Genomic DNA, 18,990 nt, shown 5'->3' with positions numbered 1-18,990 from the left:
GAACGGCGGCCGTTCCACTACTGCACGAGACCTCCACGGAGGACTACTCCGTGGCGTCCTCCAGCTGCGGGACCAACAGGTCGAGTGCGTGAAGCATGGAGGCCGGAGTGCCCAGGGAGATCGCGTTGGCGAGATCCTCGTCGGCGACGACGGCGTGGCCGTCCTTCACCGCGGTGAGACGCTTCCAGGTCTTGTCGTTGGTCAGTTCGTCGGCGGTGAGCATGATCGGGAAGCCGACGACGACGTCGGAGTCGGCCTTGTCGGCGTTCTCCTCGGACAGTGAGACATAGAACTCGCCCGGCTTGGTCAGGTCGGAGATCTCCTTGTTCGGCTGGAAGCCGAGGCCCTGGAGCAGGTCAGCGCGGGCGTCGCCGGCGGAGTAGGCGGCCCACTCGACGCTGGTCTTGGCCAGGACGGTGCCGGTCTTCTCCGACCACTCCGGGTGCGCGTCCTTGACCTCGGTGATCCTGTCGTTGACCTCGGTGACCAGGTCCTCGCCCTTCTGGCTCTCACCGAGTGCGGTGGAGATCATCTCGACCTGCTTGTCCCAGGTCGTGGTGAATCCGTCGGCGTCTTCAGGGACGGCGACGGTCGGGGCGACGGCGGAGAGCTTGTTGTAGGTGTCTTCGTCGCCGGTGTCGCGGACGTCGAGGATGAGGTCCGGGTCCAGTGCGGCGATCTTCTCGAAGTCCAGCTCCTGGCTGTCGATGATCTCCGGGGCCTCGTCGTAGGATGCCTCGGCCCACGGGCTCAGGCCGTCGCCACCGAAGCCCAGCCAGTCGACGGCACCGACGGGCTGGACGCCCAGCTCGGTCGCGATCTCGGCATCGCCCCAGCCCAGGGCGACGACCTTCTGCGGCTGCTCCTTGACCTCGACCTCGCCGAACTTGGTGTCGACGGAGACCGGGAAGGAGTCGGTGGCGGTGGAGTCGGAGAAGGACGATGATGAGGAAGTGTCGTCATCGTCGTCGGAGGAGCAGGCCGCGAGAGCGACTGCGGTGGTCAGGGCCATGGCGGCCGCGCTGATGCGCATCATCCCGGAAGTCATGCAGGTGAGCCTACCGTTAGCCCGACGAACTGAACAGCCCAGAGGCGCAGACCGCGTTAGACTCGGAGCCCATGGGAACACCTCAGTTCATCACCGAACTCCGCGAGCACATCGGCCACACCGAACTGTGGCTCCCGGGCGTCACCGCGATCGTCGTCAAGGACGTCGCCCCGGACGCGCCCGCCTTCGCCACCCCGGAGGTCCTGCTGGTCCGCCGGTCCGACGACGGCCGGTGGACGCCGGTCTGCGGCATCGTCGACCCGGGTGAGGAGCCCCATGCCGCCGCCGTCCGGGAGGTCCGTGAGGAGACCGGCCTGACCGTCGAAGTGGACGCGCTGATCGGCGTCGGCGCCGTCGGCCCGGTCACCTACCCCAACGGCGACGTCTGCCGGTACATGGACACCACGCTGCGCTGCGTCGTCATCGGGGAGACGGAGGAGGATTGGACGCCGCGGGTCAACGACGAGGAATCCACCGAGGTCGGCTGGTTCCAGATCGCTCAGCTCCCTCCCCTGGACCCGCGGTTCCGCCTGGTCATCGCGGACGCCGTCGCCCAGCTCAAACATCCGGGCGGGTTCCGTCCGCGGATGGGTTACGTCAAGCGCGACCGGCCGGCCTGGCACTGAGACATGAGTCGGAAGCGGGCGCTGCCCAATGTCGTCGCCGATGCGCTGGAGCGCATCTGGGAGGGTGCGACCGCTGACGACCTGGAGTCCGCCGTCCTCGACTTCAAGGAGGACCCGGCGCACACCCCCACCCGCAATGCCACGGCCAAGGTCGTGGACATGCTGGTCAAGACGGCGACCTGTTTCGCCAACGGCTCGGCGGGGCGCGCCTTCATCGTCTTCGGCATCGCCGACCGCACCCCCGGCCCGGACGCCTTCAACGGCACCGAGCGGGATCCGGCGGACATCGCCCACACCATCTTCGCCAACACCCGACCCCACCTCACCGTGGACGCCTGGACCGCCGAGATCCATGACGCGCGCCTGGTCATCATCCGCGTCGCCGCCGGTATGGCCGTCTACACCGGCTTCGACGAGGTGGTGAAGCACCGGGTGGGGGACGCCTGCCTGCCGCTCGACGGTGAGGAACGCGTGGCTTTGGGGCGGGTGCGCCACAACCCGGATCCGACGGCGCGGCCGGTCGCACTGCCGGCGTCCGCTCTGGATCCTCACGGACTGTCGGTGGCGTGCGGCGTCCTCCAGGAGCGGGGCGGCTGGTTCGCTGAGGCGGTGGGTGACGGCTCGCCGGAATCGGTGCTGCATGCCCTCGACCTGCTGACCACTGACGGCTCCCCGACCCTGGCGGCGCGGATCCTGTTCGGGAGGCCGGACACTGAGCGTCCGGTGGCCCGGCATCTGTTCCGGGACTCGGGCGGGGACATGGTCGCGGAGACGGAGATCCACGACCCGCTGATTCTCGCCGCGCCGGCGCTGCAACGCCTGGTCAGGTCCCATGCGGATACGGTGATGCCGGTGCCGGCGCAGGCTGAGGCGCTGAATAATGCGCTACTGCACCGGGACTGGTCGCGGCCGGATCCGGTGGTGGTGTACCAGTCGACGGACATGCTGCGTGTGTCATCCCCGGGTGGCCTCGCGCCGGGTGTGGCGGCGGAACGGCTGCTGTCGGGGCCGTCGCAGCCGAGGAATCCGTCGCTGGTCAATGCGATGCAGATCCTCGGGTTGGTGGAGTGGTCCTCGCGGGGCTTCGACCGGATGTGGGTGTCGATGCTCGCGTCCGGGTTCGAGCCGCCGACGGTGGATGTCCGGGCGGACTCGGTGGATGTGGTGCTCTTCGACGGGGTCGCCGACCGGGGCTTTGTCGCGGCGCTCTCGGCGATCCGGGAGGAGTTCGGCCGGGGCATCACGCGGGACGCCGCGACGCTGGTCGTGCTGCGTTACCTGCTGGGCGGTTCAGATGCGGGAACGGCGGTGATCACGCTGGCGCGGGCGGCGTCCCTGCAGCAGTCCACCGAGGCGGACGCCAGGACGCTGATGACCTGGCTGGCCCAGCGGGAGCTGCTGCACCGCACGTCGAAGCGCCGGGACGAGTGGCGGTTGTCGGACAGGACGCTGGCTGTGGTGGTGGGGTGAGCGGGCGGAGAATCCCGTGTCCTACCAGGTGTTCTCCGGGCGTGTCGCCTCGTACTTCGCCGCGCGGACCGAGCACATCATCAGCTGCACCTGGTGGAAGATCATCAGCGGCACGATGATGAGGCCGGCCCCACCGCTGAACATCACCGTGGCCATCGGCAGGCCCGAGGCCAGGGACTTCTTCGTGCCGCAGAACTGGATCGCGACCTGGTCGGCGTAGTTGAAGCCGAGCTTCCTGGCGACCCACGAGGTCACCGTCAGCATGATCCACACCAGCACCACCGAGCCGATGATGATGCCGACGATCGCGACCCAGCTCACCGAGGACCACACCCCCATGACGATGCCCTCGGAGAACGCGACGTAGACCACCAGCCCGATGGAGATCTTGTCGACGTAGCTCGTCGGCTTGGCCTTGGCGAACGTCTGCACCGCCGGGACGACGGCACGGGCGATCTGCCCGACGATGAACGGTGCGAGCAGCTGCAGGGCGATGTCGAGGAAGACCGAGGTGTCGATGGTCAGACCGCCACCTGCCGAGCTCATCAGCAGCAGCACCAGCACCGGGGTGACGAACACGCCGATGAGGTTGGACGCCGAGGCACTGATGATCGCGCCGGGCACATTGCCCTTGGCGATGGAGGTGAAGTTCACGGACGACTGCACCGTCGACGGGACCAGACACAGGAAGAGAATGCCCTGGTAGAGGTCCTCGCCGATGGCGTGCTGCAGCGGCATCAGCGCCAGGCCGATGAGCGGGAAGAGCAGGAACGTGAAGGCCAGGATGAGCAGGTGGAGCCGCCAGTGCATGAGTCCGTTGAGCGCCTCACGCGTGGACAGTCGCGCACCGTAGAGGAAGAACAGCACGCCGATGACGATCTTCACGACCCAGTCCATGACGTCGGCGAAGGTGCCGTCGGCCGGGAAGATCAGCGCCAGGATGACGCCGAGGACGATGAGAACGATCAGCAGATCGGGCCGGTATCCCAGGATGCGGTCAATGAAGTTCCTCATGGTGAGACACCTTATCGGTCAGCACAGTTTTCTGCGAGATTCCGCACAGCGTCCCCCGGCGCATACGAGGACGCCGCCCCTGCCGCACGCACCGCCAGTGACCCGGCCGCAGCGGCGTACCGCGCGGCGTCCACCAGGGCCATCCCCTGTGCCAGAGCGGTGGCCAGGGTGCCGGCGAAAGCGTCGCCGGCCCCGGTGGTGTCCACCGCCTCCGAGACGGCAGGGGACGCCACCATCGTGCGCTCATCCTCCCCGTCACCCTCGATGACCAGCGCTCCCTGCGCCCCGAGCGTCACCACGGCACTTGTCGCAAGTCCGCGTCCGACCGCCACGGCGAGCCCGTCGAGGACCTCGTCCAGTCCGAGATCCCGGGGGACGCCGAGGACGTCCGCCGCCTCGGTCTCGTTGACGATCAACGGGTCGGCAGCGGCGATAAGCGCCCGGTCACGGGTGGTGACCGGTGCGAGGTTGAGGACGAATCGGGCACCGGTCCGCTCGGCGAGAGCGGGCAGCGCCGCGGAATGCTCCGGGGTGAGCTCCCCCTGCGCGAGCAGGACGTCCGCGGACTCCTCACCGGCACAGGACGAAGGGTCGGTCACCGTGTTCGCTCCGGAGGTCACGATGATGATGTTCTCCCCCGCCGTGTCATTCATGATGAACGCCTGGCCGGTCGGGGCGCCCGCGGTGCGTGCCACACCGGAGACGTCGACACCCGCATCCTGGAGGACGCCGAGTGCGGTGTCGCCGGCGGCGTCCTCCCCCACTGTGGCGATGAGCCGGACGGTGGCGGCCGGGTCAGACCCCCTGTCCTCCGCGAACCTCGCGGCGGCGACGGCCTGGTTCGCGCCCTTGCCGCCGAGCGCCTGGTTGCCACCGTCGGACAGCGCGCCGGGTGTGGCGATGACCGTCTCCCCGGCGGTCGGGAAGGCGTCGACGCGGACGAAGGTGTCGATGTTGACGGTGCCGCAGACGAGGACGACGGGGCCGGTGGACATCAGCTGCAGTGCTCGTTGACGTAGGTGTTGATGTTCACCGCGGACTGGGCGGTGCCCAGGGCGTCCGAGAGTCCGGCGAGAGGTCCACCGGAGCGCTCGGTCTCCTCGGCCTCATCGGAGTCGGAGCCGAAGGCGCGGTTCATGGTCTCGGCATCGTCCTGGATGTCCTCGGGGGCGACGTCCGCCAGTTCGGACCACATGTCACCGAGACTGTTGAAGGCGTCCCCGGCCTGGTTCAGGCCGTCGCCGATGTTGGCGCTGGAGGTGACGGTGTCCATCGCGGCGGTGAACTGGTCGCGGTGGTCGTTGACGGTCGAGCAGAAGCTCTCCTCGCTGCGCTCCTCGCCGGAGCAGGCGGCCAGGCCCGTCAGGGCTGCGACGCCTATACCCGCCACGGCCAGCAGGGTGCCGGTCCTCGTGATCGTCATGGTTCGCATGGGGCAGCCTCTTCCTCATCCGGTGTGGTTGTCGTACCCGCGACGGTACCCGCGGCGTCGGACCCGCTGCCGGTCCCCGTCTGTGCGGCCTATGGTGGCAGGCAGAAGGAGGAGATGATGTCCACGACGGAGTACACCTGCCCCATGCACCCGGAGGTCCGGCAGGACGGCCCGGGCACCTGTCCGACGTGCGGGATGGCCCTGGAACCGGCGGGTGGTGACGGCGCCGATCATGCCCACGGGCACGACGGGCACGCGCACCACGACAGCACCCCCACCACGCAGACCTCTGCATCCGACGGCGTGGAATACACCTGCCCGACGCACCCGGAGGTCCGGCAGATCGGCCCCGGCACCTGTCCGAAGTGCGGGATGGCCCTGGAACCGGTGAAGGCCAGCGACGCCACCGGCCCCGACCCTGAGCTGGCGGACATGACCCGCCGGTTCTGGATCGCCGCGGCTCTCGCCGTGCCGGTCATGGTCCTGTCCATGCTCTTCCCGATCGTGTCCGCTTTAGAGGACCTCATCCCGATGGCTGTATCCCAGTGGATCCAGTTCGCGCTGGCGACCCCGGTGGTCTTCTGGGCCGCCGCCCCGTTCTTCCGCCGCGGGTGGGACTCACTGCGCCACCGCTCGCTGAACATGTTCACCCTGGTCTCGATGGGCACCGGGGCGGCGTACCTCTACTCCGTCTTTGCGCTGCTGTTCCCCGGCATCTTCCCGGAGACCATGTACATGCACGGCCGCCCCGAGGTGTACTTCGAGGCGTCCGCGGTCATCGTCGCCCTCGTGGCGCTGGGGCAGGTCCTGGAACTGCGGGCCCGCGAATCCACCTCCGGAGCCATCCGTTCCCTCATGGACCTGGCGCCGGCGACCGCGCGACGCGTCGCCGACGACGGCACCGAGACCGAGGTCCATCTCGACGACCTGCAGGTCGGCGACGCGGTCCGGGTGCGTCCCGGAGAGAAGATCCCGGTGGACGGCACCGTGCTCGAGGGACGCTGCGCGGTCGACGAGTCCATGGTCACCGGCGAATCGCTGCCGGTCACCAAGGCACAGGGTGACGAGGTCGTCGGCGGTACCGTCGCCGGTTCCGGGACGCTGCTGGTCCGTGCGGACAAGCTCGGTGCGGAGTCCATGCTCTCCCGGATCGTCGACATGGTCGCGGACGCCCAGCGGTCCCGCGCCCCGATCCAGTCGGTGGTGGACAAGGTCTCCGCGGTCTTCGTGCCCACAGTCATCGCCATCGCCCTGGTCGCGGTCGTCGTCTGGCTGCTCGTCGGTCCCGACCCCCGCCTGACCCACGCGCTGGTCGCGGGAGTGTCCGTGCTGATCATCGCCTGCCCGTGTGCCCTGGGCCTGGCCACACCCATGTCGATCATGGTCGGGGTGGGACGCGGTGCCAGGGAAGGCGTCCTCATCCGGGACGCGCAGGCCCTGGAGGCGATGGAGAAGGTGGACACCGTCGTCGTCGACAAGACCGGCACCCTCACCGAGGGCAGTCCCGCGGTCACCGATGTGGTGCTCACCGGTTCCCTGACCAGGGAGGACGCCCTGCGTGTTGCCGCGGCGGTGGAGTCCTCCTCCGAGCATCCGTTGGGTGTCGCGGTCGTCGCTGCCGCGAAGGACGCTGACCTGACCGTCCCCGAGATCACGGACTTCACCTCTGACGCCGGCGGTGGTGTCAGCGGGACCGTCGACGGACATGAGGCGAAGGTCGGCAACCTCACTTTCGTCGGTGCCTCCGCAGGCGGTGCAGATGAGCTCCAGTCCCGTGCCGATGAGCTGCGAGCCGACGGTGCCACCGCGGTCTTTCTCGCCGTCGACGGGGAGGTCGAGGCGATCCTCGCCATCGCCGACCCGGTCAAGGAGACCACGCCCGGCGCTCTCGCGGCACTGCATGACCAGGGGGTGCGCGTCGTCATGCTCACCGGTGACAACCGCACCACCGCCGAGGCTGTCGCACGGAAGCTCGGCATCGACGAGGTGCACGCCGATGTCCAGCCCGAGGACAAGGCGTCCGTGGTCAATGACCTCACCGATCAGGGGCGCACCGTCGCCATGGCCGGCGACGGTGTCAATGACGCGCCCGCCCTCGCTGCCGCACGGGTCGGCCTCGCCATGGGCACCGGCACCGATGTCGCAATGGAGAGTGCGGGGATCACCCTGCTCTCGGGTGACCTCGGCGGCATCGCCCGGGCCCGGAGTCTGTCGCACGCCACGATGCGCAATATCCGGGAGAACCTGGTATTCGCGTTCATCTACAACGCCATCGGGATTCCGGTGGCCGCCGGTGTGCTCTACCCCTTCTCCGGCATCCTGCTCTCCCCCATGCTCGCCGCCGCCGCGATGGCGCTGTCCTCGGTGAGCGTCATCCTCAACGCCCTCCGGCTCCGGGTGACCGCGTTGGCGTAGCGGGGGTCCCGGAGTTCGGCGGCTTTCCCAGCTCACTGCCGTGGATTTGCAGGCACCTCGACCGTGGATTTGCAGGCAGTGCCGGGGCTGCGCCCTACTTCCCGTCCCGGGCGGCCATGGCGCGCCGGGCGGCGTCCAGGTCGAGCTTCGGGGCGCTCAGAGAGGTGGTGGTCCCGGAGAGGTCGTCGTCACCGTGGTCGCAGGCGCCGCAGTCCCCGCAGGATCCGCCACAGGAGTCACCGGCCGGGGAGACCACTCCGGTGGCGCCATTCGCCGGCGGGATGACCAGGCTGGCGTCCTCAGACGCGGCAGGAGCGTTGTTCCCCGAGGAGCAGCAGCCGGCCGCAGCACGCTGCTGCTCGGCCTCCTGGCCCTTGCGCAGGTCGATCTGCGCCATGATGTGCGCCCCATTCGCCGCACCGATGCCGATCAGTGCCAGAGCGCCGATGGCCAGCACACCGGCGACGACCCACAGCCAGCCACCCTGCAGGCTGACCAGCCCACTGAGCAGCAGGGCGACACCCGCACCGGTCCAGAACGGTCCGGCGATGCGGTGGCCGGTGACCCACATGTCCTTCGACTTGCGGACCTCCGGGATGCGCAGACCCACCCACCTGTTGCCCGGCAGCGTCCCCGTCAGCCCCATCAGACCGGTGACCAGCACCGCAATACCGAGGACGAACAGCAGGACAGAGAGAACGATCATGACCAGCAGTCTATTACAATGAGCAGCCATGAGTAATTCCAGCGAGTCCACCCCCTTCCGTTACACCCCGGAGCTCGCCGGCGACATCGAGGCCCGCTGGCAGAACACCTGGCGGGAGCAGGGCACCTTCAACGCCCCCAACCCCGTCGGGGACCTCGCTGACCCGGATCAGACGCTGCCGGACGACAAGCTCTTCGTCCAGGACATGTTCCCCTACCCCTCGGGTGTCGGCCTGCACGTCGGCCACCCCCTGGGGTACATCGCCACGGACGTCTACGCCCGGTACAACCGCATGCTGGGCCGCAACGTCCTGCACACGCTCGGCTACGACGCCTTCGGCCTGCCCGCCGAGCAGTACGCCGTGCAGACGGGTACCCACCCGCGCACCACCACCCAGGCGAACATCGACAACATGGAGCGTCAGCTCGGCCGCCTCGGCCTGGGCCACGACCGTCGCCGCGTCATCGCCACCACCGACACCGACTTCTACCGGTGGACGCAGTGGATCTTCCTGCGCATCTACAACTCCTGGTTCGACACGGACGCCCAGAAGGCCCGTCCCATCGCCGAACTCGAGGAGAAGTTCATCGCCGAGGGCGTCGACGGCACCGCCTGGGCCGACCTCACCCCGAAGCAGCAGCAGGAGGCGCTCGACGAGCACCGCCTGGTCTACCGCTCGAACTCCACCGTGAACTGGTGCCCGGGCCTGGGTACCGTGCTCGCGAACGAGGAGGTCACCGCGGACGGACGCTCCGAGCGCGGCAACTTCCCCGTCTTCCGCAAGCGCCTGTCGCAGTGGATGATGCGCATCACCGCCTACTCCGACCGTCTCATCGACGACCTCGCCGACCTGGACTGGCCGGAGAAGGTCAAGTCCATGCAGCGCAACTGGATCGGCCGGTCCCGCGGTGCCGAGGTCGACTTCGCCGTCGAACTCGCCGCACCCAAGTCCGAGGCCCGGATCCGGGTGTTCACCACCCGCCCGGACACCCTGTTCGGTGCGTCCTACATGGTCCTGGCCCCCGAGCACGAGCTGGTGGACGCCCTGGTCACCGACGCCCCCTACGCCGAGGGCACCAACCCGGCCTGGACCTACGGTCAGGCCTCCCCGAAGGACGCCGTGGCGTCCTACCGGACGGCCATCGCCGCGAAGTCCGACCTGGAGCGTCAGGAGAACAAGGAGAAGACCGGCGTCTTCACCGGCGCGTACGCGACCAACCCGGTCAACGGCGCGCAGGTCCCCGTCTTCATCGCCGACTACGTGCTGACCGGCTACGGCACCGGCGCGATCATGGCCGTGCCCGCCCACGACGACCGTGACCACGAGTTCGCCACCGTCTTCGGCCTGCCGATCCACGAGGTCGTGTCCGGCGGGGATGACGTGCAGAACGCCGCGTACACCGGCGACGGCGTCCTCGTGAACTCCACCAACGACCGCGGTCTGTCCCTCGACGGGAAGACCAAGGCCGAGGCCATCGAGGCGACCATCGCCTGGCTCGCGGAGCAGGGCGTCGGCGAGGAGAAGATCCAGTACAAGCTGCGCGACTGGCTCTTCGCCCGCCAGCGCTACTGGGGCGAGCCCTTCCCCATCGTCTACGACGCCGACGGTGTGGCCCACGCGCTGCCCGAGTCCATGCTGCCGGTCGAGCTGCCCGAGGTCGAGGACTACAAGCCGGTCAGCTTCGACCCGGACGACGCCTCCACCGAGCCCCAGCCGCCGCTGGCGAAGGCGAAGGAGTGGGTCGAGGTGCGCCTCGACCTGGGCGACGGCGAGCAGACCTACTGGCGCGACACGAACGTCATGCCGCAGTGGGCCGGTTCCTCCTGGTACCAGCTGCGCTACATCGACCCGACGAACTCGGATGCGCTGGTCGACATCGAGAACGAGAAGTACTGGACCGGCCCGCGGGAGGGCATGCCCTCCGGCGGCGTGGACCTCTACGTCGGTGGCGTGGAGCACGCCGTGCTGCACCTGCTGTACAGCCGCTTCTGGCACAAGGTCCTCTTCGACCTGGGCCACGTCAGCTCCTACGAGCCGTACCACCGCCTCTACAACCAGGGCTACATCCAGGCCTACGCCTACACGGACGCCCGTGGCGTCTACGTGCCTGCCGCCGAGGTCGAGGAGAAGGACGGCAGGTTCTTCTACAACGGAGAGGAGGTCAACCAGGAGTACGGCAAGATGGGCAAGTCCCTGAAGAACGCCGTCTCCCCCGACGAGATCTGCGACAACTACGGTGCAGACACCCTGCGTGTCTACGAGATGTCGATGGGTCCGCTGGACACCTCCCGCCCCTGGGCGACGAAGGACGTCGTCGGTGCGCAGCGTTTCCTGCAGCGTGCCTGGCGTCTGGCCGTCGACGAGGCGACCGGGGACGCTGCGGTCGCCGATACCGCTCTCACCGACGACGACAACCGTGCCCTGCACCGTACCGTCGCCGGCGTGCGTGACGACTACGCGAACCTACGGGACAACACCGCCGTCGCCAAGCTCATCGAGTACGTCAACTACCTCACCAAGGCCTACGCCGGTGCGTCCGTGCCGCGTGACGCGGTCGAGCCGCTGGCGCTCATGCTGGCCCCGGTCGCCCCGCACATCGCCGAGGAGATGTGGACCCGACTGGGCCACGAGGGATCGCTGGCCCACGCCGACTTCCCGACCTTCGGGGAGAAGTGGCTGGTCGACGACTCGGTCGAGCTGCCGGTGCAGGTCATGGGCAAGGTCCGTGGCCGCATCACCGTCGCGGTGGACGCTACGCGTGACGCCATCGAGGCGGCCGCCCTGGCCGAGCCGAACGTTGTCGCCCACACCGAGGGCAGGAACATCGTGAAGATCATCGTGGTCCCCGGCAAGATGGTCAATATCGTCGCCAAGTAGTCCGCGGGGGTCCTGGGGTGCCCCTGTCGGCCCCACGTTGTTCCCCGCAGTCCTGTTCGCCGGGCCCCTCCCCGACACAGCTGTTGCGCCGCCCTGGGTTCGGTCTCTCTGCCCTGGGTTTGTGTCGTTTTCACCGTCTGTGAGCGACACAAACCCAGGGCGCTGGGCATGTTCCCAGGGCGGTCGGGCGTCCGCTCTGTTCCGGCCGGCGAACCTGTGGCACACTTCTCCTATGAGTATCGGGGGATACGGTGGGGGAACCGCCGGCGAGAACGGGAACGTCGACTCATATGCATGTCTGATGCCGGAGCGGGAATGCGAGGTGACGGACCGGTACCGGGAGCGCATACGGAAGCGGGCGACACACGCAAGGGAGCTCCCCGGATACCGGCCTGTGACCAGGTCTGACCTGAAGGCAGCCGGCGTCACCCGGGCCCGGATCCGGAAGTTCTTCGTCAACGCAGAGCATGGGGTGTTCGTCCATGTGGACACACTGCTGCCGGAAATGACAGCCACCGGTTACCGCGGGGAGAGACGCATCCCCGCCGGGCTCCAGTACGGGATGACCCACTTTGTCGAGGAAGAGTCCCTGGAGTTCCTGGTGCCGAACGGTGCGGACACAACCTCGGCTCCTCCGCACGTCAGGCTGACGAGGACACGGAAACTCGAAACCTACCGTCGGGCGGCACTGTCACTGGACCCGACGTGCCCGGATCATCGGGCCACGGACCCTGCCACCACTCTGGCCAGGATGCTCATGGCGACGGCAGAGACGGATGCTGACCGCAGCAGACGCTGGAGAATACCCGACCTCATCACGGTGAGATTGCATCTCACGCCGACGTTCATCAGATCAGTACAGGTCAGTGACCATTTCCATCAGGCCTGGGGCGCCGTGGCAGTGGGAAGTGCGGGACCGCTGGTGGCGGCGGGACTGTCGGCGGAGACCGCAGCTGCTGTGCTCGGCTTCACGGATGTGGGGGCTGAATCGCCGCCGGAGACCCTTCACCGGTTGGTGGTGGGGGACCTCGCACCCGGGCTCCGCAGTCAGATCCCGGTGTTCCGCGAGAACGGGAAACTGTTGACCACGGTCGATCTGGGGTGGGAGGAGCACGGGATCTACCTCTTCTACGACGGGGCGCATCATCTGCAGAAAGAGCAGCGGGACCATGATTCGGAGGTGTTCGCTGGCCTGCAGCACCGCGGTGACACGGTATTCCGGGTGACCGCCGGGAATCTGAAGGACGCTGACAAGGTGCTGGAGCTCCGGGGTGGATCAGGAAGGCGCTTGACCGGCTGGGTTGATCTGACACGCGGTCTGACGAGAGGTCTACCGTCCCCGCCGCCCTCGGTTCGGGTCCGGTGCCCTGGGGTCTTGTCGGGTGAACGACATTCATTCGACACGATCCCGGGGCGTCACGCACAACTTCAGGGCGCGTGTCCCTCAGAGGTGAACATTTGTACTGGGTGGCGCGTAGGGCCCTGCCCGTCAGTCCCCCAGGATGAGCTTCGGCAGCAGGCTTGTGGCGACCAGGAGGAACCACGGCACCAGCGCCCACACGGCGCCCATCAGCGGCGCCCAGGCGTGGTAGCGGCTCCACTTGCGGCTGGTGATCACACAGGTCCCCACCGCACCCACGAAAGCCACGACGATCGGGGCGATGTGGGTCGCCGCAGAATCGCCGGTGATCAGCCAGAAGACGAGCAGCGTCAGCAGAGTGAGGACAGGCACGCCGAGACCCAACCGCCACGCCAACCGGACGGTGGCGCGGTGGTCCTCCTGCTCCAGATGGGAGATCAGGTCCTCGGAACTGTCCATCGAATCCATGGTTCCAGCGTAACGCAGGCGACTGCAGCGATCACAGGCGGTCAGTGGACGTCAGACAGCGGTCAGACTGCGGTCAGACGGCACTGACGAACACCGGCGCGGGCGAATGCCGCAGGATCTGGTTCGTGGACGGGCCGATGAAGACCCGGTTGAAGGAACCGAGGACGGAGGAACCGACGACCAGCAGGTCGCCCTTCTTCCACCGCAGGTCACCGATGGCTCCGGCCCAGTCGTCGCCGACACCGACCCCGGTCTGGACCTCCAGCCCGGGATGACGCTCCAGCGCCCGGTTCCGGCCGCGGTCGAGGATGGCCTCCGCCTGGCTCCGCCACCGCTCCAGCGCATCAGCGCTGTCGGGCAGGGGGACGCGGGTCGGGTACATCGTCGCGCCGACCGGGCTGAAGGCCACGAGACGCAGCGGCACCGAACAACGGGTGGCGAGGTCCGCGGCATGGCGCAGCGCCTGCTGGGACTGTTCGGTATCCACGTAGGCACAGCTCACCCGGGTGACACCATGGCTCGACAGGGTCGGCAGGTGCGGTGCGACGAGCACCGGCAGTGGAGAGCAGTGCAGCAGGGCATCTGCCGTAGCACCGGCCCGGAAGTGCCCCTCGGGGGCGTCGTCACGGGAACCGATGAGGATCACTTCGGCGCCGAAGTCGGTGGCGGCGGTGATCAGGGCCGTGGTCTCGGAATGGTTGACCAGCGGTGCGTCCGTCCCGTCGGAGCCGGAGGCGCCGGTGTCGATGTATCCCTCGGGGACGCCGGCGTCGCGGAGCGCGGTGCGGGCGTCCTCCAGGCAGGCGGCGGTCTCGGCGTGTGCCCAGTCGGTGACCCTGTCCAGGATGTCCGGGTCGGCGGCACCGCCGCCACCGGAGCTCTCCGGCCAGATGCGCGGGATGACGCACACGGGGCGGATCGACAGGGGGCCGCTACGGGACATCCAGGCCGCGACGGCGGCGGTGTCCGCACCGGCTGAGCCGGGGGCCCCGTCGCCGGGACGCCAGGCCAGGAGAATCCGGGTGGTGCTCACAGCGGCCACGGGTTACTTCGCGGCGTCCCCGTCGGTGGTCTCCGCGTCGGCCTCGGTCGAGGTGCCGGTGACGTGGGGGCCGAAGGTGGAGAGAACGCGGTCGAACAGCGGCAGGGCATTCTCGACCTGCTGCAGCTCCTCGTCGGTGAGGCCGTTGAGCAGTGTGGCGAGCTGCTCGACGCGCTCCTCGGTGATCTTCTCGAGCTGACGGGTGCCTTCGTCCGTGAGACGGACGCGCACACCGCGACGGTCGCTGACGTCGCGGACGCGGGAGACGAGCCCCATCTGCTCCAGGTGGTTCACCGCGTTGGAGGCGGTGGGCATCCGGATGGCCTCGAGGTCGGCGATCTGGCTGATGCGCAGAGGGCCGTTGTCCTGCAGGTTCATCATGATCGAGAGCTGGGCCATGCTGATGGCGGAGGTGGCGGTCTGGCGGAAGTAGAGCAGGTACAGACGGGTGAGTACCGGACGGAGCTGCTTCGCGACGCCGAGGGAAGAGACGGTCATGCCGACTAACTTACCTGTTCTACGGAGGAATTGTTCACCCGGGAGGAATGTTCTGGAAGAATATGCTGGCCGTCACAGTGTGACGGCCAGCGGGTGGAGCGGGAGGCTCAGAGACGCGCGAGGGACTCGGTGACGTCCTGCTGCAGGTCGGCACCGTCTTCACCGGCGATGAAGACCTCGAGGTCCTTGCGGCCCTGGTCGTCGTTGACCTGGCGGCGCGGGGACTTCATGAGGTAGGTGGAGGCGGGGTCGACGGAGCCGCCGATGCCGCGGTCCTTGGCGATCTTCGCGGCACGCACCGCGTCGATGATGACGCCGGCGGAGTTCGGGGAGTCCCAGACCTCGAGCTTGTACTCCAGGTTCAGCGGGACATCACCGAAGGCGCGGCCTTCGAGGCGGATGAAGGCCCACTTGCGGTCGTCGAGCCACTCGACGTGGTCGGACGGGCCGATGTGGACGTTGCGGTCGGAGATCTTGCCGGCCAGCTCACCGTGGAGGTTGGAGGTCACGGCCTGGGTCTTGGAGACCTTCTTGGACTCGAGACGCTCACGCTCGAGCATGTTCTTGAAGTCCATGTTGCCGCCGACGTTGAGCTGGTAGGTGCGGTCGACGGTCACGCCGCGCTCCTCGAAGAGACGGGCGAGGACGCGGTGGGTGATGGTCGCGCCGACCTGGCTCTTGATGTCGTCACCGACGATGGGGACGCCGGCGTCGGCGAACTTCTTCTCCCACTCGGGGTCGGAGGCGATGAAGACGGGCAGGGCGTTGACGAAGGCCACACCGGCGTCGATGCAGCACTGCGCGTAGAACTTGTCGGCGTCCTCGGAACCCACCGGGAGGTAGCAGACCAGCACATCGGTACCGGACTCCTTGAGAGCGGCGACGACGTCGTCGTGGGTCGGCTCGGCCTCGGCGGATTCCTCGATGGACTCGCGGTAGTACTTGCCCAGGCCGTCGAGGGTGCGTCCACGCTGGACGGTCACGCCGGTCTCCGGGACGTCGCAGATCTTGATGGTGCAGTTCTGGCCCGATTCGATGGCGACGGAGACGTCCTTGCCGACCTTGTCGGCATCCACGTCGAAGGCGGCGACGAGATCGATGTCGCGGACGTGGTAGTCACCGAAGCGGACATGCATGAGGCCGGGCACGGTGTCGCCGTCCGCGGCGTCCTTGTAATACTCGAGGCCCTGGACGAGAGAGGTGGCACAGTTGCCCAGGCCCACGATGGCGAGCTTGATGTTGGAAGAGGTGTTCTCGGTCATGGTTCTGGACCATAGACCCGTTTCGGCGAGAATCTGCACGTCGAAAGGGGTCTGAACGCCTCTTGACCGGTTCACCGGAGTGCTTGACCGATCAAGTTCAGGTGTCGGACGGCGTGCCTGCAGCACCCCTAGACTGGTCGGCATGACCCACTCCCCTGTCCCCTACCGTTCGGTGGACCACGAACTGGACCGGCGCCGCACCCTGCGGGCCCTGTCGCGCGGCGGGATGTCCCGGGCCGAGGTCTGTGACGCGACCCGTGAAGTGCGGGCCAGCGCGGAGGTGCTCGGCGTCCCCGCTGGTCGGGCATGTCCGGTGTGTGGTGCCGACCTGCGGGAAACTCAGTGGATCCATGGCACAGCAATAGGGGAAAAGTCAGGCACAGCGCGTAGTCTTGCGGAGATACGACAGCTTCTGTCTGTCCTCCGGGGCGGTGAGGAACTCACCGTCCACACGGTGGAGGTCTGCCTGCGGTGCGGGTGGAACCATCTCCTCCGCGAGGACGGGTACCGGGGAGTTGCCGGGAAAGTTCTGCCAGAATCCGGGTCCGTGGAGTATCCCACAACGTACGACGACGGGCCCGGCCATCGACGGGAAGACCAGCTAGGTGACTAACGACAACAGTTCGAACGAGGACGTGAACGGCGCGGCGGCGTCGTCGGGTGACGCGGGAGACAATCTCCGCGTCCGGACACGGCGTCGCCGTCCGCGGTGGCGGAGGGTCATCACGACCGTCTGCTCGGTTATCGCGGTCCTCATCATCGTGCCGCTCGTCGCCTTCTTCGCCGCCTACGCGGTGACGAAGGTTCCGCAGCCTGAAGAGCTCCAGAACAACCAGATCTCGAACATCTACGCGGCGGACGGCTCCTCGGAGCTCGCCCGCATCGTGCCCCCGGAGGGCAACCGCGAGAACATCGACATCAACGAGGTGCCCGAGCACGTGCGTAGTGCCGTGCTCTCCGCCGAGGACCGCGACTTCTACTCGAACAGCGGCTTCTCGGTCACCGGCTTCGGGCGTGCGGCGATCGGTCAGCTCACCGGCAACGACTCTGCCGGTGGTGGTTCCACCATCACCCAGCAGTACGTGAAGAACGCCGTGGTCGGTGACGAGCGGTCCCTGGTCCGAAAGGGCAAGGAGCTGGTCGTCTCCGCGAAGATGACGCGTGAGTGGTCCAAGGACGAGATCCTCGAGGCCTACCTCAACACCATCTACTTCGGACGTAACGCCTACGGCATCAGCGCCGCGGCGAAGGCCTACTTCAACAAGCCCGTCCAGGAGCTCACCGTCGAGGAGGGCGCGGTGCTCGCCGCGTCCATCCAGCGGCCCAGCCAGCTTGACCCGTGGACCAACCGTCCCGAGGCCGAGGACCGGTGGAACTACGTGATGGACGGGCTCGTCGGTCTGGACAGCATCGACCGCAACCAGCGGTCGGCGGCGGTCTACCCGGAGACCATCGACCCGGCGACCGTCGACCAGAGTTCGATCGCCGAGGGCACGAACGGCCTGATCAAGTCACAGGTCCTCGCCGAGCTCGCCGCGAACGGCATCTCGGAGGAGGCGGTCAACACCGGTGGACTGAAGATCACCACCACCATCGACTCCGCGAAGCAGCAGTCCATGGTGGACGCGGTCCACTCCCGACTGGACTCCTACGGCGACGACGTCCGCTCCGCCGGCGTCTCCGTCAACCCGAAGACCGGTGGCGTCGAGGCCTACTACGGCGGCGACGACCCGAACGGCTTCGACTGGGCGAACGCCGGTCTGCAGACCGGATCGACCTTCAAGATCGTCACCCTGGCCGCCGCCGTGGAGCAGGGAATCCCCACCAGTGCGATGTACGACTCCTCCCCTGTCACCTCCGGTGACAACACGGTCACCAATGACTCGGGCGAGACCTGCGGCACCTGCTCCCTGGCCCAGGCGCTGAAGATGTCGCTGAACACCTCCTTCATCCGCCTGACCCAGAGCCTCGACAACGGTGCCCAGGACGTCGCGGACATGGCACACAAGCTGGGTGCCGCCGAGTCCATCCCGGGCATCGACCAGACACTCACCGAGAACGGTGAAACCCCCTACGAGGGCATCACCCTGGGTCAGTACCAGTCCCGCCCGCTGGACATGGCGTCCATCCTGGCGACCCTGTCCAACCGCGGTAAGTACATCCCCCCGCACTTCGTCGAGAAGGTCGAGACCCAGTCCGGTGAAGTACTCCTGGACAACTCGGAGATGGAGGGTACCCAGGTCATCAACCCGGACACCGCAGACGCCGTGATCTCGGCCATGGGCCCGATCGCCGGCTACTCCAACAACCACGACCTGGCCGGACGCCAGTCCGCCGCGAAGACCGGTACCGCCCAGCTGGGTGACACGGGTCAGAACAAGGACGCCTGGATGATCGGCTCCACCCCGCAGCTCGCCACGGCGGTCTGGATGGGCAACGTCAACGGTCAGCCGCTGGTCGACATGACCTACGGCGGATCGATGTACGGCTCGATGTCCCCGGCGGACATCTGGAAGAACTTCATGGATGCCGCGCTGGTCAATGAACCCGCGGAGAACTTCGAGGGCGGCGTGGCCGCCGACACCTCCACCGGTGGCGGTGGCGGCGGCTGGACCGGCGGCTACGAGAGCACGCCGCAGGAGGACACGCAGGAAGGACCGGCGGAAGAGGCCCCGGCGCCGCAGGACAACGGTGGCGGAACCGGAGAGGGCGGCGGCGAGCTGCCGGACGTCGGGCAGATGATCGAGGACTTCCTCAACGGAGGCAACTAG

General features: G+C 67.8%; 15 protein-coding genes. 6 read left to right on the top strand and 9 right to left on the bottom strand.

Going from position 1 to position 18,990, the window contains the following annotated elements:
• Positions 1–43: 43 nt before the first annotated feature.
• Complete coding sequence (locus CVA01_RS12745) at positions 44–1,048, bottom strand: iron-siderophore ABC transporter substrate-binding protein (protein ID WP_141331221.1); 1,005 nt, start codon at positions 1,046–1,048, stop codon at positions 44–46.
• 71 nt (positions 1,049–1,119) lie between these two features.
• On the opposite strand from CVA01_RS12745, the gene CVA01_RS12740 reads away from it, so the two are divergent.
• A complete protein-coding gene (locus CVA01_RS12740; protein WP_014011478.1) occupies positions 1,120–1,674 on the top strand; it encodes an NUDIX hydrolase in 555 nt (184 codons plus the stop codon).
• Between the two features lie 3 nt (positions 1,675–1,677).
• Positions 1,678–3,144: an ATP-binding protein gene (locus tag CVA01_RS12735; RefSeq protein ID WP_014011477.1), complete on the top strand. Its 1,467-nt coding sequence runs from the start codon at positions 1,678–1,680 to the stop codon at positions 3,142–3,144.
• Between the two features lie 21 nt (positions 3,145–3,165).
• On the opposite strand, the gene CVA01_RS12730 is transcribed toward CVA01_RS12735, so the two are convergent.
• The 3 genes from CVA01_RS12730 to CVA01_RS12720 are packed head-to-tail and all read right to left on the bottom strand — an operon-like array spanning position 3,166 to position 5,581.
• Complete coding sequence (locus CVA01_RS12730; protein ID WP_141331220.1) at positions 3,166–4,158, bottom strand: bile acid:sodium symporter family protein; 993 nt, start codon at positions 4,156–4,158, stop codon at positions 3,166–3,168.
• 11 nt (positions 4,159–4,169) lie between these two features.
• Entirely contained in the window at positions 4,170–5,153 is a 984-nt protein-coding gene (locus CVA01_RS12725) for a ribokinase (protein WP_141331219.1), read from the bottom strand.
• The gene (locus CVA01_RS12720) at positions 5,153–5,581 is read right to left on the bottom strand and encodes a hypothetical protein (RefSeq protein ID WP_141331218.1); all 429 of its coding nucleotides are present in this window, start codon (positions 5,579–5,581) and stop codon (positions 5,153–5,155) included. Before CVA01_RS12720 ends, CVA01_RS12725 begins: the two co-directional genes overlap by 1 nt.
• 126 nt (positions 5,582–5,707) lie before the next feature.
• Here CVA01_RS12720 and CVA01_RS12715 point away from each other — a divergent pair, with 126 nt between their 5' ends.
• Positions 5,708–8,005: a copper-transporting P-type ATPase gene (locus CVA01_RS12715; RefSeq protein ID WP_141331217.1), complete on the top strand. Its 2,298-nt coding sequence runs from the start codon at positions 5,708–5,710 to the stop codon at positions 8,003–8,005.
• A 94-nt stretch (positions 8,006–8,099) separates the two neighbouring features.
• Here the strand turns inward: CVA01_RS12715 and CVA01_RS12710 are convergent, their stop codons facing one another.
• Positions 8,100–8,711, bottom strand: coding sequence for an SdpI family protein (locus tag CVA01_RS12710; protein WP_141331216.1), 612 nt, complete (start codon positions 8,709–8,711; stop codon positions 8,100–8,102).
• Between the two features lie 28 nt (positions 8,712–8,739).
• On the opposite strand from CVA01_RS12710, the gene leuS reads away from it, so the two are divergent.
• Positions 8,740–11,589, top strand: coding sequence for a leucine--tRNA ligase (gene leuS, locus CVA01_RS12705; RefSeq protein WP_141331215.1), 2,850 nt, complete (start codon positions 8,740–8,742; stop codon positions 11,587–11,589).
• Between the two features lie 1,489 nt (positions 11,590–13,078).
• On the opposite strand, the gene CVA01_RS12695 is transcribed toward leuS, so the two are convergent.
• The 4 genes from CVA01_RS12695 to CVA01_RS12680 all read right to left on the bottom strand — a co-directional run bounded on the left by CVA01_RS12695 (position 13,079) and on the right by CVA01_RS12680 (position 16,219).
• Positions 13,079–13,417, bottom strand: coding sequence for a hypothetical protein (locus CVA01_RS12695; protein ID WP_014011469.1), 339 nt, complete (start codon positions 13,415–13,417; stop codon positions 13,079–13,081).
• A gap of 73 nt (positions 13,418–13,490) precedes the next feature.
• On the bottom strand, positions 13,491–14,459 hold the full coding sequence (locus CVA01_RS12690) for a universal stress protein (RefSeq protein WP_141331214.1): 969 nt from the start codon (positions 14,457–14,459) through the stop codon (positions 13,491–13,493).
• A 3-nt stretch (positions 14,460–14,462) separates the two neighbouring features.
• On the bottom strand, positions 14,463–14,957 hold the full coding sequence (locus tag CVA01_RS12685) for a MarR family winged helix-turn-helix transcriptional regulator (protein WP_014011467.1): 495 nt from the start codon (positions 14,955–14,957) through the stop codon (positions 14,463–14,465).
• A gap of 107 nt (positions 14,958–15,064) precedes the next feature.
• Positions 15,065–16,219, bottom strand: a complete 1,155-nt coding sequence (locus CVA01_RS12680) for an inositol-3-phosphate synthase (protein WP_141331213.1) — start codon at positions 16,217–16,219, stop codon at positions 15,065–15,067.
• 142 nt (positions 16,220–16,361) lie between these two features.
• Between CVA01_RS12680 and CVA01_RS12675 the strand changes: the two genes are divergently transcribed.
• Positions 16,362–16,832, top strand: coding sequence for a DUF5318 family protein (locus tag CVA01_RS12675; protein WP_158307515.1), 471 nt, complete (start codon positions 16,362–16,364; stop codon positions 16,830–16,832).
• Positions 16,825–18,990: a transglycosylase domain-containing protein gene (locus CVA01_RS12670; RefSeq protein WP_141331212.1), complete on the top strand. Its 2,166-nt coding sequence runs from the start codon at positions 16,825–16,827 to the stop codon at positions 18,988–18,990. The genes CVA01_RS12675 and CVA01_RS12670 overlap by 8 nt, the downstream gene beginning before the upstream one ends.

Source organism: Corynebacterium variabile (assembly GCF_006539825.1).
In the GTDB taxonomy this organism is placed as follows: domain Bacteria; phylum Actinomycetota; class Actinomycetes; order Mycobacteriales; family Mycobacteriaceae; genus Corynebacterium; species Corynebacterium variabile.
Note: the sequence above shows the minus strand (reverse complement) of the source record. Positions and strands in the feature narration are given on the sequence as shown.